The 23439-nt window shown below is 64.6% G+C and carries 23 protein-coding genes; 13 read left to right on the forward strand and 10 right to left on the reverse strand.

Annotated features, from left to right (window positions below):
• Positions 1-130: 130 nt before the first annotated feature.
• Genes GC148_RS04095 through ubiA form a run of 3 tightly spaced genes read right to left on the reverse strand, consistent with a single transcriptional unit; the run spans position 131 to position 2803 of the window.
• Positions 131-919, reverse strand: a complete 789-nt coding sequence (locus tag GC148_RS04095; RefSeq protein ID WP_291068922.1) for an enoyl-CoA hydratase/isomerase family protein — start codon at positions 917-919, stop codon at positions 131-133.
• Between the two features lie 5 nt (positions 920-924).
• Positions 925-1599 carry a DsbA family oxidoreductase gene (locus tag GC148_RS04100; protein ID WP_291068924.1) on the reverse strand — a complete coding sequence of 225 codons (675 nt, stop codon included), beginning with the start codon at positions 1597-1599 and terminating at the stop codon, positions 925-927.
• Between the two features lie 31 nt (positions 1600-1630).
• On the reverse strand, positions 1631-2803 hold the full coding sequence (gene ubiA, locus GC148_RS04105) for a 4-hydroxybenzoate octaprenyltransferase (RefSeq protein WP_291068926.1): 1173 nt from the start codon (positions 2801-2803) through the stop codon (positions 1631-1633).
• 91 nt (positions 2804-2894) lie between these two features.
• Here ubiA and GC148_RS04110 point away from each other — a divergent pair, with 91 nt between their 5' ends.
• From GC148_RS04110 to GC148_RS04120, 3 genes are all read left to right on the forward strand, one after another.
• Positions 2895-3665 carry a 16S rRNA (uracil(1498)-N(3))-methyltransferase gene (locus GC148_RS04110; RefSeq protein WP_291068928.1) on the forward strand — a complete coding sequence of 257 codons (771 nt, stop codon included), beginning with the start codon at positions 2895-2897 and terminating at the stop codon, positions 3663-3665.
• 85 nt (positions 3666-3750) lie between these two features.
• The gene (locus GC148_RS04115; protein WP_291068929.1) at positions 3751-5130 is read left to right on the forward strand and encodes a glutamate--cysteine ligase; all 1380 of its coding nucleotides are present in this window, start codon (positions 3751-3753) and stop codon (positions 5128-5130) included.
• Positions 5131-5320: 190 nt separating this feature from the next.
• Complete coding sequence (locus tag GC148_RS04120; protein WP_291068931.1) at positions 5321-7195, forward strand: oligopeptide:H+ symporter; 1875 nt, start codon at positions 5321-5323, stop codon at positions 7193-7195.
• Between the two features lie 9 nt (positions 7196-7204).
• Here the strand turns inward: GC148_RS04120 and GC148_RS04125 are convergent, their stop codons facing one another.
• From GC148_RS04125 to GC148_RS04135, 3 genes are read right to left on the reverse strand one after another with little or no spacing between them, the layout of a single operon-like run.
• The gene (locus GC148_RS04125) at positions 7205-7606 is read right to left on the reverse strand and encodes a rhodanese-like domain-containing protein (RefSeq protein ID WP_291068932.1); all 402 of its coding nucleotides are present in this window, start codon (positions 7604-7606) and stop codon (positions 7205-7207) included.
• Between the two features lie 16 nt (positions 7607-7622).
• Positions 7623-9026, reverse strand: a complete 1404-nt coding sequence (tldD, locus tag GC148_RS04130; RefSeq protein WP_291068934.1) for a metalloprotease TldD — start codon at positions 9024-9026, stop codon at positions 7623-7625.
• Positions 9027-9072: 46 nt separating this feature from the next.
• Positions 9073-9624: a tetratricopeptide repeat protein gene (locus tag GC148_RS04135; protein WP_291068936.1), complete on the reverse strand. Its 552-nt coding sequence runs from the start codon at positions 9622-9624 to the stop codon at positions 9073-9075.
• A gap of 154 nt (positions 9625-9778) precedes the next feature.
• Between GC148_RS04135 and coxB the strand changes: the two genes are divergently transcribed.
• The 10 genes from coxB to GC148_RS04185 all read left to right on the forward strand — a co-directional run bounded on the left by coxB (position 9779) and on the right by GC148_RS04185 (position 19028).
• Positions 9779-10777, forward strand: coding sequence for a cytochrome c oxidase subunit II (gene coxB / locus GC148_RS04140; RefSeq protein WP_291068938.1), 999 nt, complete (start codon positions 9779-9781; stop codon positions 10775-10777).
• Between the two features lie 20 nt (positions 10778-10797).
• On the forward strand, positions 10798-12498 hold the full coding sequence (gene ctaD / locus GC148_RS04145; RefSeq protein WP_366063074.1) for a cytochrome c oxidase subunit I: 1701 nt from the start codon (positions 10798-10800) through the stop codon (positions 12496-12498).
• A gap of 107 nt (positions 12499-12605) precedes the next feature.
• A complete protein-coding gene (locus GC148_RS04150) occupies positions 12606-13559 on the forward strand; it encodes a heme o synthase (RefSeq protein WP_291068941.1) in 954 nt (317 codons plus the stop codon).
• A gap of 1 nt (position 13560) precedes the next feature.
• Positions 13561-13734 carry a hypothetical protein gene (locus GC148_RS04155; protein WP_291068943.1) on the forward strand — a complete coding sequence of 58 codons (174 nt, stop codon included), beginning with the start codon at positions 13561-13563 and terminating at the stop codon, positions 13732-13734.
• Positions 13734-14315: a cytochrome c oxidase assembly protein gene (locus tag GC148_RS04160; protein ID WP_291068945.1), complete on the forward strand. Its 582-nt coding sequence runs from the start codon at positions 13734-13736 to the stop codon at positions 14313-14315. The genes GC148_RS04155 and GC148_RS04160 overlap by 1 nt, the downstream gene beginning before the upstream one ends.
• Positions 14316-14389: 74 nt before the next feature.
• Positions 14390-15268, forward strand: a complete 879-nt coding sequence (locus tag GC148_RS04165) for a cytochrome c oxidase subunit 3 (RefSeq protein WP_291068947.1) — start codon at positions 14390-14392, stop codon at positions 15266-15268.
• A gap of 84 nt (positions 15269-15352) precedes the next feature.
• Positions 15353-16036, forward strand: coding sequence for an SURF1 family cytochrome oxidase biogenesis protein (locus GC148_RS04170; protein ID WP_291068949.1), 684 nt, complete (start codon positions 15353-15355; stop codon positions 16034-16036).
• Positions 16033-17412: a threonine synthase gene (gene thrC, locus GC148_RS04175; RefSeq protein ID WP_291068951.1), complete on the forward strand. Its 1380-nt coding sequence runs from the start codon at positions 16033-16035 to the stop codon at positions 17410-17412. Before GC148_RS04170 ends, thrC begins: the two co-directional genes overlap by 4 nt.
• Positions 17413-17418: 6 nt before the next feature.
• Entirely contained in the window at positions 17419-17988 is a 570-nt protein-coding gene (locus tag GC148_RS04180) for a GNAT family protein (protein WP_291068953.1), read from the forward strand.
• Positions 17989-17999: 11 nt separating this feature from the next.
• Positions 18000-19028 (forward strand): EAL domain-containing protein, encoded by a 1029-nt coding sequence (locus tag GC148_RS04185; protein WP_291068955.1) that lies wholly within the window; start codon positions 18000-18002, stop codon positions 19026-19028.
• A gap of 26 nt (positions 19029-19054) precedes the next feature.
• Here the strand turns inward: GC148_RS04185 and GC148_RS04190 are convergent, their stop codons facing one another.
• The 4 genes from GC148_RS04190 to GC148_RS04205 all read right to left on the reverse strand — a co-directional run bounded on the left by GC148_RS04190 (position 19055) and on the right by GC148_RS04205 (position 23423).
• Complete coding sequence (locus GC148_RS04190; RefSeq protein ID WP_291068957.1) at positions 19055-19588, reverse strand: GNAT family N-acetyltransferase; 534 nt, start codon at positions 19586-19588, stop codon at positions 19055-19057.
• Entirely contained in the window at positions 19585-20151 is a 567-nt protein-coding gene (locus GC148_RS04195; protein WP_291068959.1) for a YqgE/AlgH family protein, read from the reverse strand. Before GC148_RS04195 ends, GC148_RS04190 begins: the two co-directional genes overlap by 4 nt.
• 63 nt (positions 20152-20214) lie before the next feature.
• Positions 20215-21279 carry a PepSY-associated TM helix domain-containing protein gene (locus GC148_RS04200; RefSeq protein ID WP_291068961.1) on the reverse strand — a complete coding sequence of 355 codons (1065 nt, stop codon included), beginning with the start codon at positions 21277-21279 and terminating at the stop codon, positions 20215-20217.
• A 5-nt stretch (positions 21280-21284) separates the two neighbouring features.
• Positions 21285-23423 (reverse strand): TonB-dependent receptor, encoded by a 2139-nt coding sequence (locus tag GC148_RS04205; protein WP_291068963.1) that lies wholly within the window; start codon positions 23421-23423, stop codon positions 21285-21287.
• Positions 23424-23439: the final 16 nt, after the last annotated feature.

Consider the following 23439-nt stretch of genomic DNA (forward strand, 5'->3'; position numbering starts at 1 on the left):
AACATGGCGGTCAGCGCCGCATTTCCGAGGATGCGTAACTGTGCGCTTCGAGGACGCGTCCGTCAACCAAAGTTCTGGTCGACACTTTTGCTTGCGGGCAAGGGTTTCCCGTCAGGGGTGCGTTGCGCGTCTAGTCACCTGTGAAATCCGGGTCGCGCTTCTCGAAGAAGGCTTTCACGCCTTCCTTGAAGTCTTCCGTCTGCTGCATCAGGGCGAAGGCTTCGAGGTCCCGGTGCGCCGTGGCTTTGGCCAGCGCGAGTGCGGCGACGTTCACGTCCTGCTTTACCATCTTCAGCGCGGTGGGTGGCAGTTTGGCGGCGGCTTCGGCGACTTCGCGGGCCTTGGCCAGCGCGCTGCCGGGGGCAACGACATGATCAGCAAGGCCCCAGTCCAGCGCCGTCCGTGCACTGATCTTTTCACAGAGCCCGGCGATCCGCTTCGCGCGGGCCGGGCCGACCAGCGCGACGAAACGCGGGATCGATCTCCAACTCATGTTCATGCCGCGCTCAACCTCCGGCACGTAAAGCGTGGAGTTTTCAGAAACGACCCGCAGGTCGCACGAGACGGCGAGCGCCGCGCCGCCGCCGACGCACCAGCCTTCGATGGCGCAGATCGTCAGTGCGTCCACTTGTTCCCAGGCTTCGCACATCGCGGGACCGGTGCGAAGGCCGATGCGGCGTTCGGACAGGCCGAGCCGGCGCACGTCGGCGCCTTCCGGATCGCGCAGGTCTGCGCCCAGCGTGAAATTGTCCGCACGGCCGGTCAGGATGACGGCAGAGATGGCCGGATCGCCTGCGAACAGGCAGGCGGCCGTCGTCAGTTCACGCATCAGTTTCTGGCTGAGTGCGTTAGCCTTGGCGCCGGTGTCGAACGACACGGTGGCGATGCGGCCCTGCGTTTGGATGCGCACGAGGTCCATGGCGGTCAGGCCTGAGGGCCGGCGGGGTGTTCCTCGGTCGGCAGCGTAGCGGCATGGCGGATGAACTTTGCCAGCTTCTCCGCGCTTTCGGCGCCTTGCACGGCGACGCGCCTGTTGGCGATATAAGTCGGCACACCTGAGATACCCATCTGCCGGAAGGTGTCCGCCTCGGCCCGCACGTTCGCTGTGTCCGCGCCATTGGTGAGCAGCTCGGCCACAATGTCCGTATCCAGACCAATCTGTCCGGCGATCTCTGTCAGCACGCCATGGTTGCCGATGTCGCGTGCGTCTTCGAAATAGGCCTGGAAGAGCGCTTCCTTGGCGGCCGCGCCCTTGTTCTGGCCCTGGGCCCAGCGCACGATGCGGTGCGCGTCGAAACTGTTGGGGCGGTGGGAAATCTTGTCGAACCGGTAGGGGATGCCTTCCGTCTCGCCATAGTCGATCAGCGCCTGCCGCATCATCGCCATGCGTTCCTTGCCTTCCGGCGAGGTCACCCGGCTGGACATGTAGGCCTTGTAGTCGACGCCCTCCGGCGGGATCGTCGGATCCAGCTCATACGGACGGAAAACAAGCTGCACATCGACGTCGGGCGCCAGGGCGCGCGCGGCTTCGATGCGGCGAAGACCCAGCCAGCACCAGGGGCAGACGAGATCGGATACCATTTCGAGGAGGACGGTCATGGCAGGACTATAAGCCAGCCGCTGCAGCCCGTCACCTTTGGCGCGAGGTTTCCGTAGCGTCGGGGTCGAGGCCGCGAATTTCCATCGCGCGGCGGATCTCGCGGGCCATCCAGATGTCGGGCTTCGGTTCCGGCTTGCGGCGGATTTCCAGCCCGAAGGGCAGGGTCATGCTTTCGGCCTTCACCGGCGGCACCTGTTCCGGATCGGCGAAGATTGTCTTCGGCGCCGGTTCCGGGATGAGCGCCGCAAGGACAAAGCCGATGGCGACCAGGCCGCCAGCCCAGACATTGGACTTGAACACGCCGAGCGCCGCCGACTCGCCGCGCGTCTTGAGGGTCATCGTCTGCCAGAGGCCATGAACGAGGAAGGCGAGCGCCGCGAGTGCGCCGATGCGTCCGGCATCGTTCAGCGCGGCGGCCAGCGCGATCAGCGCAGCGGCCCCGATATGGAAACCGAACGAGATCAGCACCGCCCGCTTGCCGAACAGCCGCGCCGTGGAGCGCACGCCGATCAGGGCATCGTCCTCGCGGTCTTGCAAGGCGTAGATCGTGTCGTAGGCGATGGTCCAAAGGCCGAGGCCGAAATACAGCACGTAGGCCGGACCGGTGATCAGGCTGGCGGTGGCGGCGCCCACCAGGACGCCCCAGTTGAACGTGAGGCCGAGCCACGCCTGCGGCCACCAGGTGACGCGCTTGGCATAGGGGTAGACCGCGACCAGCGGCAGGGCCAGCAAGGCAGTGATCTTTGCATCGCCGGGCAGCATCAGCCAGACGAGGAACCCGGCGGCCAGCTGGGCCAGCAGGAACATATACGCCTGCTTGACCGTGACCGCGCCAGACGGAATGGGCCGCTGCGCCGTGCGGGCGACTTTGGCGTCGAAGTCGCGGTCGGTGATGTCATTCCAGGTGCAGCCTGCCCCGCGCATCGCGGCGGCGCCGATGAAGAACAAGGCGGCCCAGGCGAGGTCGGCCAGGAACAGGCCGCTCGACAGGCGTTGGAACGCGAGGCCTATCACGCAAGGCAGGTAAAGCAGCCAGATACCGACCGGCCGATCGAGCCGTGCCAGCATCGCATACGGGCGCCATGAAGCCGGCAGGCTCCCCAGCCAGCCGGGGAGGGCCGTGTCAGCCGGAAAGCTGAAACTTCCTGTATCGTCTTGGCGTGGCGGAGCAGTCATCACGAGGGGATATACTTGATTTGCCATGGGCCCGCACCGGTTGTGGTTTCAAAACCACAAAACGTGATGCAAAAACCACACCTGACAGGTGCGCCCGTTCGGGACTATACCGCCCGCTATGCCCACGACGCTCCGACTCTTTGTTTCTGCTGATCTTTCTGCCGGCTCTGTCCTGGTGCTGGACGACGAGCAGTCGAACTACCTGCTGCGCGTGCTGCGGCTCGGGGTGGGCGGTGAGGTCCGGCTGTTCAATGGCCGAGACGGGGAATGGGACACCGCGATCACCTCGGTGACGGGCAAGCGGGCGACCGTGTCGCCGGTTTCGCAGCGGCGCCCGCAACCCGCGCCGACGTCCCCGGCAATGACCCTGCTGTTCGCTCCGGTAAAGAAAGACGAAACCGACCTGATCGTCGAAAAGGCGACCGAGCTTGGTGCAGTTTCGATTTGTCCGGTCCTCACCCAGCGCACGCAGACCCGCACGGTGCGGCTCGACCGGTTCAACAAGATTGCACTCGAGGCCGCGGAGCAGACCGAACGGTTGGACCTGCCCGCGATCACAGACCTGGCCGGACTGGACCAGGCGCTGGACGTGCTGACGCCCGGTACGGCCGTGATCTTCTGCGACGAAGCGGGCGACGAGGCTGGCGCGCCATGGGGCGGCGATACCGGCCGGGCCGGGCCCGCGAGGGCCGTGCTCGAAGGCCTGAGGGGCCGTAATGCTGCCATCCTGATCGGCCCCGAAGGCGGCTTCACGCCGGAGGAACGGGCGTTCCTGCGCGCCCGCCCCGACACCTTTGCGGTCAGCCTCGGGCCCCGCATTCTGCGGGCCGAAACGGCCGCGATTTCGGCTATGACGCTCTGGCAGGCCGTGTGCGGCGACTGGGGCTGAAACCTAATTTCGGTCCCCCCGTTGGCGTTGCCACATTTCGCCCTTATCTGCACGAACAGACAAAACAGAGCCGGGAGGCCCGACGGTGACCACGCCAACCAGCGACATCGATGAGGCCTCGCCCCGGATCGGTGGCAAGACCGAACTGGTCGAGTACCTCGAAGCCGGCTCCAAGCTCCGCACCGACTGGCGCATCGGCACCGAGCACGAGAAATTCGGCTTCCTATGGGACGGGTTCCGGCCCCTGCCATACGAGGGCAAGGCGTCGGTACTCGCGATGCTGGAAGGTCTGCGCGACCGGTTCGGATGGGAACCGATCTCGGAAGGCGGACACCTGATCGGCCTCAAGAAGAACGGCGCCAGCGTGAGCCTCGAGCCCGGCGGCCAGTTCGAATTGTCCGGCGCACCGCTTGAGTCGATCCACGAGACCTGCACCGAAGTCGGCCAGCACCTGTCGGAAGTACGCGAACTGGCTGAGCCGCTCGGCATCGGCTTCCTCGGCCTTGGTGCGAGCCCGATCTGGAGCATGGCGGAAACGCCGGTCATGCCGAAGGGCCGCTACAAGATCATGACCGCCTACATGGACAAGGTCGGACGGCTCGGCCGCCAGATGATGTTCCGTACCTGCACGGTTCAGGCGAACCTCGATTTCGGCTCCGAAGCCGACATGGTGAAGAAGCTGCGCGTGTCGCTCGCGCTGCAGCCGCTCGGCACGGCGCTGTTTGCCAACTCGCCCTTCATCGATGGCCGGCCGAACGGGTTCCTGTCCTACCGGTCACAGATCTGGACCGATACAGATCCCGACCGTTCCGGCATGTTGCCGTTCGCTTTCGAAAGCGGCTTCGGGTTCGAGCAGTATGTCGACTACGCGCTGGATGTGCCGATGTATTTCGTGCGCCGGGGCGGGCAGTACCTTGATGCCAGCGGCCTCAGCTTCCGCGATTTCATGGAGGGCAAGCTGCCGATCCTGCCGGGCGAGCGCCCGGCGATGGACGACTTTGCCGACCACCTGTCGACGATCTTTCCGGAAGTGCGCCTGAAGCGTTTCCTCGAAATGCGCGGCTCGGATGCGGGCCCATGGGACCGGTTGTGCGCCTTCTCGGGATTCTGGACCGGGATCCTGTATTCCCAGTCTGCGCTGGATGCGGCGTGGGACCTGGTGAAGGACTGGACGGCGCCGGAGCGCGAAGCGATGCGCCAGGGTGTGCGCACGCTGGGCCTCAAGACACCGATCCCGGGCGGGCGATCGATGCAGGACCTGGCCAAGCAGGTGCTGGAGATTTCAGGCGCAGGCCTGCGCGACCGCGCCCGGCTCAACGCCGCCGGCGACGACGAGACGGGCTTCCTGTCCGGCCTCCACGAGATCGCCGCATCAGGCCTCACGCCGGCCGAACGCTTGCTGCAGCGCTATTACGGCCCCTGGAACCGAGACCTCACGAAGGTCTTCGCGGAAGAGGCGTATTAGGCCGCAAGATCCGTCCATAAACTGTCCATAAGTGGGCATGTAGAGCGTATGGACTCCTGAAGTTGCGCAAGTTCCGTCCTGCGCAACGGCATTATGGGCCTTGAGCGACCCGGCGGAGCATGGTCAAACCTCAGTCACAGAACGGCTGCCTTTGGGGCATGCCGCTTTTTTATGTGCTGGGGAGCCATACATGCTGGTCATCATTCTGGGCATCATCATCACCTTGGCCACCTGCATACCGGTGTTCACCCAGATGAGGCAGCATCCCAAGGGGCTGCATATCCTGTTCTTCGCCGAGATGTGGGAGCGCTTCTCCTACTACGGCATGCGCGGCCTGCTGATCTTTTACCTGACCCAGCACTTCCTGTTCGACGACCGCACGGCGCAGGGCCAGTACGGCTCCTATACGGCTCTGGTCTACCTGCTGCCGCTCCTCGGCGGCTTCCTCGCGGACAAATACCTCGGCAGCCGCAAGGCCATCGCATTCGGCGCATTGCTGCTGGTCGCGGGCCACCTGACGATGGGCATGCACGGGCCGCAGGCCACCCAGACCATGAAGGTCGATGGCGTCGAGTACAATCTTGCGGTCGAAGGCCGCGGCGGCAATCGTCAGGTGTTCGTCGAGACCGGAACACAGCGCTGCCTGTTCGGCGCGGTGGCGGCCGAAGGCGAATGTTCGGCCAACGTCACGCCGGATGGCGGCATCGCTTTCACCGGCCTTGAGGAAGGCAGCCCGATGCCGGAAGTCGTACCGAACGTCATGGAAACCCTGTCCGAGCCGGCACGGAATCCTCTGTTCACGAACATCCTGTTCCTGGCGCTGGCCCTGATCGTGATGGGCGTCGGCTACCTGAAGGCCAACATTTCCTCGATCGTCGGCCAGCTCTATGAAGAGAACGATCCGCGCCGCGACGGCGGCTTCACACTCTACTATTACGGCATCAACCTCGGCGCTTTCTGGGCGTCGATCCTGTGCGGCTATCTGGGCCAGCAGGTCGGCTGGTGGGCCGGCTTCGGCCTCGCCGCGATCGGCATGGCGTTCGGCTGGCTGGTCTTCACGCGCCGGCGGCTGGCCTTCTGGACCGTGGGCGAGCCCCAACTGCCCGACTCGGTAGGTGCCCCGCCGAATCCGGAGCAGCTTGCCAAAAAAGTGCTGGGGCCAATCAGCCTGGAGAATATGCTCTACCTGCTGGCTATCCCGGGCGTCGCTGTAGTCTGGTACCTGCTGCAGACGCCGCAGTTCACCTTCCTTACACTGATGAGTGGCCTCGTTCTCTTTGGCGGCTACATCATTTTCTACATGATCACCAAATGTACATGGCGGGAGAGCCAGGAGCTCATCCTTGCGCTGTTCCTGATCTTCATGTCGGTTGTGTTCTGGTCGCTGTTCGAGCAGGGCGGCTCCTCGCTGAACCAGTTTGCAGAACGCAACACGCAGCTGCCGAATGACGGCTTCATGACGGTGACGGCCGCGCAGACGCAAAGCTTCAACTCCGGCTTCATCCTCCTGTTCGCGCCGGTCTTTGCCGCGCTCTGGGCTTGGCTGGGCACGCGCAAGCATGATCCCAATACGGCGCTGAAGTTCGGCCTCGCGCTGGTACAGGTTGGTCTCGGTTTCTGGGTGCTCGTCTGGGGCGCGCAGTTCGCGGACGAAAGCTACCGCGTGCCGCTGATGTTCCTGGTGCTTGCCTACCTGCTGCACACAACCGGTGAGCTGTGCCTGTCGCCCGTCGGTCTTTCGATGGTGACCAAACTCTCGCCGGCGGCCGTGGTCAGCTTCATGATGGCGGGCTGGTTCCTGTCATCCGCCTTCGCACAATACGTGGCAGGCATCATCGCGCAGTTCACGGCCAGCGATACGGTGGCTGGCCAGGTGCTTGATCCGGGCAAGGCGCTGGAGACTTATACAGGCGTGTTCTGGAGCCTTGGCGTTGTCGCGATCATCCTTGGCGTGCTGCTCGGCCTCGGCAGCTTCCTGCTGAAGTATCTCGGGCACGGCAAGGCCGGGCGTCTTGCCAGCAAGTCGGCCCTCGAAGCCGAGGCGGCAGCCCAGCAGGCGGGCTGATCTGCCGGTTCAGCGAACGGGATCGACCGGCAGGCCCGCGTCGATCCAGCCGCCGGACATGCTCATGCCGCCTTTGACGTTGTAGACGTTGGTATATCCGGCGGCGCGGGCCTTGTCGGCGGCCTGGCCCGAGCGGTTGCCGGAGCGGCAGATGAAGGCGACGGCCTTGTCCTTGTCGCCGCCGGTGGCGACAGCGAGCTGGTCCAGAAAGTCCGCATCCTGAAGGGTGATGCGAGCGGCGCCCGGGGCAACACCGGTCTGCGCCCATTCCTCGGCGCGGCGTACATCGACGATCAGCACGCCACCGGATTGCGCCTGCGCGTAGGCGGTCTGCACGGACACGTCCTGCGCCGCGGCGTGGCCTGCGCCCCCGAGCGCGAATATCGCGGCGACGATGGATGGGATTTTCATGGGGATCTCCTGAAGTTTAGCCTGCGCCGCCGACAGTGAGGGCGCCGACTTTCAATGTAGGTTGGCCGACGCCGACGGGCACGGATTGGCCGGCCTTGCCGCAAACGCCCACGCCGTCATCCATGGCAAAATCGTTGCCGATCATCGTGACATCTGAAAGCGCTGTGGGCCCGTGTCCGATCAGCGTGGCATTCTTCACCGGCGCGACGACCTTGCCGTTCTCGACCAGGTAGGCCTCGGTGCATTGGAACACGAAATTGCCGGAGGTGATGTCGACCTGTCCGCCGCCGAAATCGACGGCCCACAGGCCGCGCTTGATCGAGGCGACGATTTCCTGCGGATCCCTGTCGCCGCCGAGCATGACCGTGTTGGTCATGCGGGGCAGCGTCTGGGACTCGTAGCTTTCCCGGCGGCCATTGCCGGTCGGCGCCATGCCCATCAGGCGCGCGTTCATCCGGTCCTGCATGTAGCCCTTCAGGATGCCGTCCTCGATCAGAACGGTGCGCTGGGTTGGCGTCCCTTCGTCGTCGAACGAGAGCGAGCCGCGACGGGCCTCGATGGAGCCGTCATCGATAACGGTGACACCCTTGGCGGCCACCTGCTCGCCGATACGGCCCGCATAGACGCTGGTACCCTTGCGGTTGAAGTCGCCTTCGAGGCCGTGTCCGACTGCTTCGTGCAGCAGTACGGCCGGCCAGCCGGGGCCGAGCACGACTTCCATCTCGCCAGCGGGGGCGGGGATGGACTGGAGGTTTACATCCGCTTTCTGGATTGCGCGGCGAACCATCGCCTGCCAGCGCGAGGGTTCGATCCATTCGTCATAGGCGGCGCGCCCACCGGCACCGGCGCCGGCCGACTCGCGTCGGCCATTGGCCTCCAGCGTGACCGACACGTTCAGGCGGACAAGCGGTCGGATGTCGTGGAAATGGGCGCCGTCGGGGCGAAGGATGTCGACTTCCTTGTGGCTGCCCGACAGCGACACAGAGACCTGCACCACGCGGGGATCGAGCGCGCGGGCAAAGGCGTCGATCTCGGCCAGGAGGCTGGTCTTGTCAGTGAAGGCAGGGCTCAGCGTCGGGTCGATGGGCTGGTAGAGGCGACGGTTGGTCGGCTGGGGGCCTGCGGCCAGCTTGCCGGAATGCCCGCGCTTGGCCTGCGCGGCGGTGCCGGCGGCGCGGCGGATGGCGTCGAGGGTCAGTTGCGAGGCATAGCCGGCGCCTTGCGACTCGCCCGCGACCACGCGCAGGCCGAAGCCCTGGTCCGTGTCATAGGCGGCCGATTTGAGCCGGCCGTCATCGAAGACGAAACTCTCGGACCGCGAGCGCTCGATATAGAGGTCAGCATCGTCCGCGCCGCGGGCGGCGTCGGCGAGGATAGGCAGGGCGTCGGAGGCCGCGAAGGGCAGGGGTGTATCAGTCATGCCCCGAAGATGCGGTGGCCCGCGCCCCGGGGCAAGCGCCCCCCTGTCAATTCGTGGTGACCGTGAACCGGGCCAGCTGGCGTTCGGTCTGCGGGAAGTCCGGGTTCAGTTCCCTGGACTTCACGAAGTCATAATAGGCCCCTTCGGTGTCGCCGGTATGTTCCCGGGCAATCGCCCGGTTGTAATAGGCGGCATAAAGGTCCTCGGAATTGAGCTCGATCGCCTTGTCGAGCGAGACCAAGGCCGACTCATAGTCCTTCTTGAAGATGTAGGCGGCGCCCTCGTTCAGCCAGGTGGCGCCCTGGCCCGGCTTCATCCGCTTGGCGATGGCATAGTCCTCCAGGGCCGAATCATACCGGCCCTGACGCATCCGCAGCACGCCGCGATTGGTGTAGGTGGCGGCCTTGTTGGTCAGATTCAGGGCTTCCAGTTCGATGGCGCGGGTGCAGGTTTCTTCCGCATCGGCGGCCCGGCCGAGGCCGAATTTCACAGCTTCGTAGCAGTCCCGGGCGATGCCGCCGCCGATGACCGTGACCTGCGCTTGGGCGAACGGGGCGGCCGCGAGCACGCCGGCAGCGAGAATGAGGGCTCGAAACATGGTCAACTCCCTTTGATTTTGTCCGCCTGATCTATCACGATTTCCCCTCTGCGGCGATGCGCTGCGACAATTTTGAACGCTGAAAAAGCTGGGGTTCGGAACGCGGCTGGTATAGGTACTTCCCGAATCCGAACCGAATTAGAGGTTTTTCATCGTGCGACATCTGCTTGCCGCCCTGTCTGCCATGTTGTTTGCCGCACCAGCACTGGCGGCTCTCCCGGAAGACGGCGCGATCAACTTCCAGCCTGCTGCGACCCGCATTGCGGAACGTGTGCACGAGTTCCACAACGTCCTGCTGTGGATCATCGCCCTGATCACCGTCCTCGTTACCGTGCTGCTGATCTGGGTCATGGTCCGGTACAGCCGGGCCGCCAACAAGACGCCCCGCAAGTTCAGCCACAACACCACGGTGGAAGTGATCTGGACCGTCGTGCCGGCGCTGATCCTGGTTGGTATCGCCAGCCTGTCCTTCCCGAACCTGTTCTACCAGAACGTCACGCCGAACCTCGGCGAGATCGCCGCGACCTCGAAATCGCTTCTGGCCAACGGCAAAACGGCCCAGCATCTGGCCTACACGAAGAACTACTTCCCCGATGCGGCTGAGAAGGGCTTCGTGAACGTCAAGATCCAGGGCAACCAGTGGAACTGGACCTATACCTATCCTGACCTGGTCGATGAAACAGGCGCAGCCGTCGAGTTCGTCTCGAACGGCATCCACAAGGGCCGTCCGACCGACAAGGAAAACTACGAGTCGCTGACGGGCCGGACCGATTTCGACACGCAGCCGACGAACCTCGCCGTCGACTATCCGATGGTCATTCCGGCGGGCCGTTACATCCGTTACTACACTGCCGCTGCTGACGTGATCCACTCGTTCACGATCCCGGCGTTTGCCGTGAAGACGGACGCCGTTCCCGGCCGCCTCAACGAAGGCTGGTTCCTGGTTGAAGAGCCGGGCATCTATTACGGTCAGTGTTCCGAGCTTTGCGGCATCGACCACGCCTACATGCCGATCGAAGTGCGCGTGGTTCCGCAAGCGCAGTATGACCGCTGGGCCGAACTGATGAAGGCCGGCGACTTTGACGGCGCGGCTGCGTCGATCACCACAATCGCCGCGCTCGAGTCCGAGACCCAACTCGCGTCCACCAACTGATTTCAAGAAGAGTACGACCGATGCCCATGGATGAAATCGCCCTCGATCACGGCCACGACGCGCACGATCACAAGCCCGGCTTTGTGACCCGCTGGTTCTTCTCGACCAACCACAAGGACATCGGGACACTCTATCTCGTGTTCGCGCTGATCGCCGGCATTGTCGGCTATTCGCTGTCCGGCCTGATCCGCTGGGAACTGGCCGAGCCGGGCATTGGCCCGATGCTCTGGATCCAGACCAACTTCTTCGGCCTCACCGGCGATGAAGCGATCACCCACGCGAAGCACTTCTACAACGTCGTGATCAGCTATCACGGCCTCATCATGATCTTCTTCATGGTGATGCCGGCGCTGATCGGCGGGTTCGGCAACTGGTTCGTACCGCTGATGATCGGCGCGCCGGACATGGCTTTCCCGCGTATGAACAACATCTCGTTCTGGCTGACGGTCGGTGCGTTCATCCTTGCCAGTATTTCCATGGTCGTTCCGGGTGGTCCGGGCGGCAACGGGTTCGGCGGCGGCTGGACGCTGTATCCGCCGCTGTCGTCGGCGTCCGGTCACCCCGGCCCGGCGATGGACCTGCTGATCCTGTCGCTGCACACGGCCGGTATCGCGTCGATCCTCGGCGCCATCAACTTCATCGTCACCATCCTGAACATGCGCGCGCCTGGAATGACCATGCACAAGATGCCGCTGTTCGCCTGGTCGATCCTGGTCACCGCGGTCCTGCTGCTGCTCGCCCTGCCGGTGCTCGCCGGCGCGCTGACCATGCTGCTGACCGACCGTAACTTCGGCTCGCAGTTCTTCATCGCCAATGGCGGCGGCGACCCGGTCATGTTCCAGCACCTGTTCTGGTTCTTCGGCCACCCCGAAGTGTACATCATGATCCTGCCGGCCTTCGGCATCGTCAGCCATATCGTCTCCACCTTCTCGAAGAAGCCGATCTTCGGCTATCTCGGCATGGCCTATGCCATGGTGTCGATCGGCGTCATCGGCTTTGTCGTGTGGGCGCACCACATGTACACTGTCGGTATGAACGTTGACCTGAAGGCCTACTTCGTGGCGGCCACCATGGTCATCGCGGTGCCGACCGGTATCAAGATCTTCTCCTGGATTGCCACGATGTGGGGCGGCTCGATCGAGTTCAAGGTGCCCATGCTCTGGGCCATCGGCTTCATCTTCCTGTTCACCGTTGGCGGCGTTACCGGCGTCGTGCTGGCCAATGCCGGCATCGACCACTCTCTGCACGACACCTATTACGTCGTGGCGCACTTTCATTACGTGCTGTCGCTGGGCGCCGTGTTCGGCCTCTTCGCGGGCTGGTACTACTGGTTCGAGAAGATGTTTGGCGTGAAGTACAACGGCTTCCTCGCTGGCCTGCACTTCTGGCTGATGTTCGTTGGTTCGAACGTCCTGTTCTTCCCGCAGCACTTCCTCGGCCTGCAGGGCATGCCGCGCCGCTATATCGACTACAACGAAGGCTTCTCGACCTGGCACTATGTCTCGTCGATCGGCTACGCCATCACGCTCGTCGCCACGCTGATCTTCTTCCTGTCGATCATCGAAGCTGCTGTCCGCCGCCGCAAGGCCACCGTGGACGCCCAGGGCCATGGCAATCCGTGGGGCGAAGGTGCCACGACGCTCGAGTGGACGCTGCCCTCGCCGCCGCCGTTCCACCAGTACAACGAGCTGCCGGTGGTCAACACCAAGGGCGGTCACTGATCCCGCCCTCGGCCCGCCGCTCCGGGCCGGTACAGAACTGAACTCCGGGGCGGCCCACACGTGCACAGCGTGCGGGCCGCTTCGTCTAGGAAACACAGGACGACGCCATGACCGAGCTCGCCGCCATACCCCAGAAGCGCTATGCCAGCGCCGCGGACTATCTGAACCTGATGAAGCCCCGCATCATGATGCTGGTGGTGTTCACAGGTCTTGCCGGACTGATCGCAGCGTCCGGCATGACCGGCGTCCACATGCACCCCGTGATGGCCGCCATTGCCACGTTGGCTGTTGCGCTCGGCTCCGGCGCGGCCGGCGCGATCAACATGTGGTACGATTCCGATATCGACGCGATCATGACCCGCACTTCGACGCGCCCGATCCCGTCCGGCGCGGTGCCGCGCGATGAAGCGCTCGCCCTCGGCCTGATCATGTCCGGCGTGTCGGTGATGCTGATGTGGCTCGCCTCGAACTGGCTCGCGGCCGGCCTGCTGGCTTTCTCGATCTTCTATTATGGCGTGATCTACACGATGTGGCTGAAGCGGGCGACGCCGCAGAATATCGTGATCGGCGGCGGAGCGGGGGCGTTTCCGCCGGTGATTGGCTGGGCTGCCGTGACCGGAAACATGCCGGTGGATGCCTGGATCCTGTTCGCCATCATCTTCTTCTGGACACCGCCGCACTTCTGGGCGCTGTCGCTGCTGGCCCACAAGGAATACGCAAAGGTGTCCGTGCCGATGCTGCCGGTGACCCATGGCGCCAAGGCCACCCGCACGCAGATCCTGCTCTACACGCTGCTGCTTGTGCCGGTTTCGCTGCTGCCGGTTGCGACCGGCCTGGGCGGTTGGATCTATGGCGCGGTGGCCCTCGGCCTCGGCGCGGCTTTCCTCGCCTATGCGGTGCGCCTCGTACGGTCGACTGCCGGCGATGCCGAAGCGCAGGGCGCCGACATGAAACTCGCCAAGACGACGTTCGTGTTCTCGATCTTCTACCTGTTCGCGCTGTTCGCGGCGGTGATGGTCGAGCACGGCGCCGGCCTGCACTTTCCGCTGATGGGGGGCTGAGATGGCCGACGCGCCGACCCCTGACCCCGTTCCCCAGCCGGACGCTGAGGCCCTGAAGGCCCGTAAGCGGCGCAATCTCTGGCTTGGCCTGGCGCTCGGCGCCTTTGTTGTGCTGGTGATGGTGGTCACAGTGATCCGCCTCACCACCGGCACCGGTATTGCGGGGCGCATGTGATGGCCCTGTCGAACCGTACCATTGCCACGATCGCGACCGCCGGTGTGCTGGGCATGCTCGGCCTCGCCTTCGCGTCGGAGCCGCTCTACAAGACCTTCTGCCAGGTCACCGGTTTCGGCGGCACCACACGCATCGCCACCAAAGGCCCGGCCACGATCCTCGACCGGACCATCGAGGTCCGTTTCGACGCCAATGTGGCCGACGCGCCGCTCATCTTCCGGCCGCTGCAGACCACCGAAACGGTCAAAATCGGCCAGCACGGGCTCGCCTTCTTCGAGGTCAGCAACCCGACCCAGGCAGAAGTGCGCGTCATCGCGGCCTATAACGTGACGCCCCACTATGCGGGTCCGTACTTCAACAAGCTGGAGTGTTTCTGCTTTTCCGAGCGGGTGATTGCCCCCGGCGAAACGCGGAAACTGCCGGTGGTGTACTTCATCTCACCGGACGTGATCGAGGACCGGGTGGCGAACAAACTCGAGACGATCACACTCAGTTATACATTCTACAATAGTGCGAAATACGCAGGTCCGCGCAATCAGGCGGACAGCGAGGGTGCGGCGAATTCGGCAGCACCCGGCTGAATCGGTTGCAACGTGGCCGGGGCGCACGTTAAACAGCCCCAAAGTTCAGGGATTCCATAGGGGATTTGACACTCATGTCCGGCGGCGAAGTCAAACACGATTACCACCTTGTAAACCCGTCGCCATGGCCGCTGATCGGCTCCTTGGCGGTTGTAACTCTGGCGATTGGCGCTGTGACCTTCATGAAGGGTCTCTTCGGCATGCCCAAAGGCAGCTGGGAGATCATGGCCCTCGGCTTCGCGATGGTCATTTGGGTCATGTTCGGCTGGTGGGCCCAGGTGGTCAAGGAAGGCCGCACGGGCGATCATACCCCGGTGGTCCAGATCGGCCTTCGCTATGGCATGATCCTGTTCATCGCTTCGGAAGTCATGTTCTTCGTGGCCTGGTTCTGGGGCTTCTTCGAATTCTCGATCTTCTGGGATGCCCGCACCGGCCACACCTGGGATTCGCTGAACCCGCTGTTCCAGGAAGGCCTGGACCGCTTCAAGCAGTTCCCGCCCGCCGGCGTCACGACGTTCGACCCCTTCCACCTGCCGCTGATGAACACGCTCGTCCTGCTGCTGTCGGGCACGACCGTGACCTGGTCGCACCACGCGCTGCAGCACGGTGACATGAAAGGCGCGAAACTCGGCCTGATCGTTACCATCGTGCTCGGTCTCTGTTTCACCGCGCTGCAGGTCCTGGAATACAGCCATGCCGGCTTCTCGTACGACGGCACGCTGTATGGCTCGGCCTTCTTCATGGCCACCGGCTTCCACGGCGCCCACGTGATCATCGGCACGATCTTCCTGGCCGTCTGCCTGATCCGCATGTACGCTGGCAACCTGACCCCGCAGAAGCACCTCGGCTTCGAATTTGCTGCCTGGTACTGGCACTTCGTCGATGTGGTGTGGCTGTTCCTCTTCGCGTTCGTCTACGTGACCCCGTACCTCGCCTTCGAGGCGGGCAAGTAAGGCTGCAGCGCCAAGCACCATTGAAAGCCCGCCGGTGCGAACAGCTTCCGGCGGGCTTTTTTCTTCACGCCAAGGACCTGACGCATGACCTTCAAGCCCTATCCGGTGCTGACCCTGTTCACCGCTGTCTCGTTCGTCATCCTCATCATGTTCGGCAACTGGCAATGGGGCCGGTTCGGCGAGAAGAAAGCGATGCTCGCGGCTGAGCCGGAATGGGCCACCGTCTCCGGCGCGCTGATGCCTGGCACCGTGCGCCAGATCTACTCGCTCACGGATGGCAGCGCTGCCTGGCGCGATGTTGTGCTGGTCGACATGGGCGATACCGCCGCCTTCGTCGCGCAGACGATCCATTACGGCATGGAGCCGCCCGCACCATCCGTGATCAGCCAGCCGCAATTCTTCTCCGCGCGGGGCATCTGGCACGAAGGCAAGCATCGCAACACCTTCTCCTCGCCGGATGAACCGGAAAAGGGGCTGTTCCAGGCCTTCGATCCGGCGGCCCTGTCAGCCACGCTCGATCCGGAACTCGCCGCCCACGTCGACCCACGCATCTTCGAGCCCGAGACGATCCTGCGCACGGACGGCGCCTTGCCGGAGCCTGTGGAAAACCCCTTCATGCGTCCGGAACTGGACGATCCGCTGCCGCCAGAGCGCCATTTTGGCTACGCCTTGACCTGGTGGGGCCTCGCCATCGGCCTGATCGGTGTGTATCTCGCCCTGCATCATCAGCGCGGACGCCTCCGCTTCAGGGGAAATGGGAACCCGTGAAATACATCTCCACACGCGGCGAAGCGCCGGAAACCGGATTCGCGGAAGCCTGTCTCGCGGGCCTCGCCCCGGATGGCGGGCTCTATGTGCCGAAGGAATGGCCGCAGATCGCACCCGCTCAGCCCGGCGAGTCCTATTCCGCCGTCGCAGCGCGGATCCTCTCGGCCTTTGCGGGTGATGCGATCCCGGCGGCTGACGTCCGCACAATCTGCGATGAGGCTTATGCCGGCTTCGCGCACCAGTCGGTCGCGCCGCTGACGCAGTGGGGCCCGGACAGCTGGTTGATGGAACTCCATCACGGCCCGACGCTGGCCTTCAAGGACATTGCGATGCAGCTCATCGCGAAGCTGTATGACTACCTGCTGGCGAAGACCGGCGCGAAGCTGACCATCGTTTGTGCCACCTCCGGCGATACCGGCGGCGCGGCGGCGGCGGCCTTTGCCGGGGCCAAACAGGCCCGCCTGGTGATCCTGCATCCCGAGGGCCGTGTTTCGCCGGTGCAGCGCCTTTTCATGACCACGACGGGCGCCGATAACATCCTTAACATCGCCACCGACCGCGACTTCGACGACGCGCAGGCGATCGTGAAGCAGATGTTTGCAGACAAGGACTTCGCCCGCACCGTCAGCTTGTCCGGCGTGAACTCGATCAACTGGGCGCGGGTTGCGGCCCAGTCGGTCTATTATGCGACCAGCCAGGCGCAGCTGCGCGGTGCGCCGATCCGCTATGTCGTGCCCAGCGGCAACATGGGCGACGCGCTGGCCGGCTATGTCGCCGCGCGCTGCGGTCTGCTGACTGGCGGCTTCGAGGCTGTCTGCGCCGTCAACGAGAACGACGCGTTGGCCCGTCTGTTCAATACAGGCCGGATGACCCGCCAGGCGGCCGTGGCCACGCCGAGCCCGGCGATGGACATCTCGGTGCCGTCAAACTTCGAGCGGATCCTCTACGAAGTGACCGGTCGCGACGCGGACGCGGTGCGCCGGACCTATGCAGCCTATGCCCAATCGGGTGATACGCCCTTGCCGGATGGCGCGGCCTCAAAACTCGGCTGCTCTGGCCTGTCGGCGGCGACGATCAACAATGCCGACACACTGGCCGAGATGGAGCGCTTCCGCGGTGAGACGGGCTGGCTGATCTGTCCGCATACGGCGGTGGGCACGGCGCTGGCGCGGCGGCTGCCGAAGAAGGATGCCGTCACCGTGGTTCTGGCGACGGCGTCGGCTGCGAAATTCCCCGAAACCGTGCTGGAGGCGACCGGCCAGGACGCGCCGCTGCCCACGCGCAGTGCGGCGTTGCGGGCCCGCGGGGAAGTGTTCGAGCGCATCCCGTCAGACTTTGCAGCCGTGCGCGCCCGCGTGCTCGACTTTGCGCGCTGATCTGCCATGGGTAGCGTTCCGTCGGAAACGCTGATCGTCTCGTCCCGGCTGGTTCTCGCGCCGGCCCGCCGGTCTGACTATGAGGACTGGGCGAAACTGCGCGCCGCCAGCCGCGCCTATATCGAGCCATGGGAGCCGCTCTGGCCGAGCGATGCGCTGTCCCGGCGCGACTGGAACCGCCGGCTGAAGGCCTGGAATGAGGCCTGGCGCGCTGGTACCGCGTTCGTGTTCTTCATCCGGCGGATATCCGACAATGCGCTCGTGGGCGGCCTGTCCTTCACACAGGTGAAGCCCTGGCCGGCCGACAGCGCCAGTCTTGGTTACTGGCAGGGCGAGGACTTCGAAGGGCAAGGCTACATGCGTGAGGCCGTCAGCGCCGCCTGCAACTGGGCCTTCACCGATCTGGGCCTCTGGCGTATCGAAGCGGGAATCGTGCCCGAAAATGCGCGTTCCCGCCGGGTTCTGGAAGGCACGGGATTTGCTGAAGAAGGGTTGGCCGCCGCGTATCTGGAAATTGCCGGGGCGCGCCGTGATCATGTTCTTTTCGGTCTCGTCAGGCCGCGCCCGGACCGCTAGGACTCCTAACCATGGCTCTCATGAAACCCGCACAGGCCCAGGGCAGCTGGTATTGGCGCGCCGAAGCGGGGCGTCTTGAGATCGAGGCTCCCAGCGGCACCAGCCTGTCCGAACTGGGTGGTGTCTGGTCCATCGAAGCACTGGAAAAGATGTTGGAAGGCCTCAGCCGCGGCCGCCTGAAGCGCGTGTTTGCGCCCGGCGACGGCCCTGTACGCTGCCCGCTGCGCCTCTCCAACGGGCACGATATCCACCTCGTCGGCGCTTTCATCAGCGAAACCGAAGCGCGCGGTATGTTGCTGACCGGAGAGGATTTTCCCGAATTCGACCCCGTCGACCTGCAGCCGGGACCGGATCTTGTGCCGGTTTACCAACCCATCATCTCGCTGCGCGATGGCCGTGTGGTCGGCTTCGAGGCGCTCGCCCGATGGAACGGGCCGGGCCTGACCGCGCCGCCCAGCCGCTGGGAAGACCAGGCGCTCGCTTCCAACATGCTGATCCGCGCGGCGGAAACGCTGGCGGACCTGCGCCGAGAAGCCAAGCGCGACGACCTGTTCATGCACGTGAACCTCACCGCGCGCGAGCTGACCAAGAGCACCATCCCCGCGCTGATCGACGCCCTGTCGACCAGCTACCATTTGCCGGAGCGCGCGATCCGCATCGAGCTGACCGAACAGGCAGCCCTGCGCGACGAGGCCAAGACGCTGGCTTCGGCCATGGCGCTGAAGGCGGTCGGGGCCGGGCTCGTGCTTGACGATTTCGGCACGGGGCATTCCTCCTTCGCCTGGCTCGCAGACCTTCCGTTCGACAGCCTGAAGATCGACCATGACCTCACCGCGCGCCTCGGTCAGGCGCGTACCGACACGATCCTGTCGACGATCACGCTGCTCGCCCAGCGCCTTGGCATGTCGACCACGGCCGAGGGCGTGGAACGACGCGAAGATGCCGGGCGTCTGCGTGCCCTCGGGTTCGACAATGCTCAAGGCTTTGCCTTCTCCAAAGGCATTGATGCGAAATCCGCGCTGAAATTCCTCAAAGGCTGAAACAGGGCCGGCGGGTTGCGCCGCCTTCAGCCGATGTCGCTGAGTGAGCGTTCCATGAAAATCATCATCGGCCGCATCCGCTCGGGATACTCGATGAAGGGCGCGACCTCCTTGAACCCGAACGACTTGTAGAGGCCGATCGCCTCGACCATCTCCCGCGACGTATCGAGCCGCATCACGTCGAAGCCATCCTTCGCGGCAGCCTGCATGATGGCCTTGCACAGCATCCGCCCAAGGCCGCGGCCATTCGCTGTGGTGCGTACGAACATCCGTTTCATTTCGCAGGTGCGCGCGTCGACACGCTTGTAGGCAACGCCGCCAAGGACTTCGTAGGCGTCCTCGGCGATCAGCATGCGGCCGTTCGGCGGGCCGTAAAGCTCGGTCAGCTTCAGCAATTCCTCGTCCAGTCCCTGATAGCTGAACGCCATCTCGATCAGCCACGGATCGTTCTTGTAGCGCTCGCGGCACCAGGCCACGTACTCGGAGATCAATCCTCCGAACGCGTTGACCTCAAGCGGTGAAACCGCATCATGGATGGTCACGGCAGACGTTGGTCTCATGCGTTGCCCGCACCGGCTTGCAGCCGGGACAGGTCAACTCCCAGCCGCGTCATGGCATGACGCCATTTGTGATCGAAGGCATCGCCGAACACGAGATCGGAATCCGGCTCGCACACGAGCCAGGCATTCTCGGCGAGTTCGGCTTCCAGCTGTCCGGCGCCCCATCCGGCATAGCCGAGCGCGAACACCGATTGGCGTGGCGGAACGACCGATGCGATGATGCCGAGGATGTCGCGTGTGGCGGTCATGCAGATATCGCCGTCGACTTCCATTGTCGTGCCATCGCAGATGACATCGTCCGTGTGCAGCACAAAACCGCGATCCGTCGCGACGGGGCCGCCTTCCAGAACCGGGACGCCGCGCATCGAGGTTTCCATCTCCACACCCAGCTGGTCGAGCATGTCGTGCAGGTCGATACCGTCCATCGGCTTGTTCAGGACGATGCCCATCGCGAACTCCGGCGTATGGGCGCACAGAAGGATCACGGAGCGTTCGAACCGTTTGTCGCCGATCCCGGGAAGGGCGATCAGAAGCTTGCCGGTAAGGTCAGTTTCAGCGTGCATCCCTGCCTCCGGCCCCAAGGCTGGGCCAGCCGGGCAGCGATTGCAAGTGAAAACCGGGCGAGCTTAGGCGGGCGGGACCGCCTTGCGGCGGCGTGGTGGGCGTTTCAGGAAGGTCCAGGTGCCGACGAGGCCGAGGAGGGTCAGGGCCAGCCCTGTGAGCGCGGTAAACACATCATAAAGCCGCCCGCCGAGGCCTGCGGAATGGAGCGGGTAAAAGCTGTTATAGAGGCGGTCGGCGCGGTTCATGGCGCGGCCGTCACGCGTGGCCAGGGGCAGGCTGGTGGCCGGATCCAGCAGCACATACGTCCGCCCGTTCGGGTGCCACTCTTCCGGATTTCGCAGGCGCAGCGACGCAGGCGCGCCCGGCTTTGCCGGCAGGCTGACGAGCCGTGGGGCGGCCTCTGGAAAGGCGGTTTCGGCGGCTTTGAGCGCGGTGGTCCAGTCTGCCGGGCCGGCGCCGGCCTCGAGCCGTTCGGGTGCGGGGGCGGGCCGGGAGGCCGTGAGCGTGTGCAGGGTTGCACGCACAGGTTCAGAAAAGACCATGGCAAAGCCCGTGAAGGCGATGAGCAGAATCGGCACGGCAAAGATCACGCCGAGGTCGCGGTGCTGGGCCAGCAGGTCGCGCCGGGCGCCCGTCCGGGGCCAGACACGCCACCGGAACATGCGCAGGCTGGGCCAGACGATGATCAGGCCGGTGATCGACATCAGCACCGCCGCGCCGCCCGCCACGCCGCCGACGACCTCGCCGACCTCGCCCGCGAGCAGATGGTGATGCAGGTCGAACAGCCAGTCTTCGACTCGTCCATTGCGGGCCCAGCGCGCGACCGTGTTGCCGTCGCCGTCAATGTAGGCGGCGCTGTCGTCCTGCATCACGGCCTTGTGCAGACCGAACTGCGTATCGCCGAGCGCGACGTAGCGCAGGCCGTCCCCGCCATACGCCGCCTCGATGCGGTTCAGCACCGGGCCAAGATCTTCGGCCGCAAGGGACACGGCCTGGCGGGATTCAGGGAAGACCAGCCTGAGGTAGTCTTCCTTGAATACCAGCAGCGTTCCCGAAACGCCCAGAATGGCGATCAGGAGCGACAGGACGGCGCCCGACCAGGCGTGCGCCGTCCGCAAGGCAAGCATCGGCCTCAAAAGGCTTTCTCGAAGGCCAGCGAGATCACCCGGCCGCGCCCGGCGAAGAAGCGGTCATTGCTCGTGGTGCGCACGGTCTGGCTGTCATAGGTCACGTACTGTTCGTCGAACAGGTTGGCGGCCGACAGCGTGATGTTCCCGAACGGCGCCGAATAGCGCAGGAACGCGTCGGCCAGCGTGTAACCGTCGAAGTCGCTCGATGCCGGCAGGCCGTCGAAGGTCCGGTCGAGATAGCTGCGGCTCTGCAGGCGCAGGGCAAAGGGGCCACGCTCGAAATCGGCGGCCAGGTTCACGCGGTCCGGGCTGATATTGGCGCCGTCGAGGTCCTGGTCGACGCGGCCGTCGCCGTTGCTGTCCGATTGGCCTTCGAGCGCGGCATAGCCGGCGGAGAGCTTGAGGCCGTCGACCGGCGTTTCCCACGCGGCGTTCAGCTCAAGGCCTTCGATCTCGGTACGTTGGCGCTCGACTTCGAAGATGTCGTTGCGCAGGATGAGCAGCGAGCCGAGTTCGGCCGTGCTCCAGAAATAGGCCGCCGAAGCCGACAGCGGCCCGCGGCGCCATTCGAGGCCGATTTCGGTATTGTCCGTGACCACCGGTTCGACGTTGAGGAAGGTGTCGACGTCCTCTCCCGGCGTGGAGATGGCGCGCAGGATGCGGCCGACATCGGCCATGGTGAAACCTTCCGCATACGATGTATACGCGGTCAGGCCGGGCACGACTTCAGCCGTGACGCCGGCATTGACCAGGGTCTTCTGGAAATCGGGCTCGCCGCCACCGACTTGTTGCGGGCCATAGCTGTAGAGCGTCTCGTAGTCGGCCACTTTCAGCTGGGCCATCTCGTGACGCAGGCCGCCCGACACGTGCACGCGCTTGCCGAACAACGCCTGGTTCAGCTGAACGAACGGCGCATAGGACGTGAACTCGGTTTCCGGAACCCAGTTGCGGCCGGTCTTGATCAGTTCCTGGTAGGTCTTGTCATTGAGCACATCGAGACCTCCCGTCACATTGAGGCCGGGCACGGCGTCGAGCGCCCGCTCATAAGAGAGCCGCAGGCCCATCTTCTCGGAATTGTTCGCGGACTGATCGAACAGTGTGCCGGTCGGGTCGATGGCCGGGTCCTGAAAGGTGTCGAAGACGCCGCCGCCATAAACGGCCTCGAAGTCCTGGAAGAACAGCTGGCCGGTCAGCAGGCCGCCGGCGAGGTCCTTGTCGGAATAGGTCAGCGACGTGGTCAGCACCTTGTTGTTCGGGATCTCGCCTTCCTGGCTGCCGCGCACCGTGGTGGTCGGCGTGTTGGTGGCGCGCGAGCCGCTCACGAGAACATAGTTGCCATCGCCTTCCAGTTTGAAATGCTGCGCCATCAGCTCAAGACGGCGCGCGTCGCCGAGGTCGTAGCCGGCCTTGGCGAAGAAGGAGAGGCTGGTCGAGTTCTGCACCTCGCCCTGCGTTCCGTCGATGCCGACGCGGCGGCCGTCGCCGCTGTAATAGGCGCCGCGCGTTTGCGCGGAGACGCCAAGCGTCAGGTCGAGCAGGCCGAAATCCCGCCCGGCCACTGCGCCGGTGCGGGATTCATAGCCGTCACCCTGGAATTCGTTTGCCGCAGAGAACTGCGCCAGCAGCTTGCCGGTCCAAACGTCTTCCTCGGTCGGCGCGGCCACCGTGACGTAGTTCACCACGCCGCCGGTCGCGCCGATGCCCTGGATAGCGTTGGAGCCGAAGATGACCTCCACGCGGTCGATGAAGAACGGATCGATCGTGTAGCCGGCCCGGCTGCCGTCCCGCAGGGGATTGGACTGCGGCACGCCGTCGATCAGGTAGAGGGGTTTGCGTCCGCGCAGGGATTCGCCCGCGCCGCTCATTTTTTCCCGCGTCGGCGAGAAGGATGGCACCAGCGTCGACACCACGTCCACGGCAGATCCGGTCAGCTTGGCCTGCAGGGCGAGATCCTCGTTGCTGATCAGCTGGATCGTCGTCGGCAAGGCGGACGGCGGCAGGATGGTGCGTGCTGCAGTGACGACCACGGTTTCCTCAACACGCGTCTCCTCGGTATCTGCCGGGTCGGCACCGGATTGGGCCTGTGCGGTAGCGGAAAGGGCGAGCAGCGCGGCGCTGCTGACACTGATGAGACGTTTCATGGTGGGCTCCGGGAGG

It is taken from the genome of Hyphomonas sp. (assembly GCF_016125515.1).
Classification (GTDB): domain Bacteria; phylum Pseudomonadota; class Alphaproteobacteria; order Caulobacterales; family Hyphomonadaceae; genus Hyphomonas.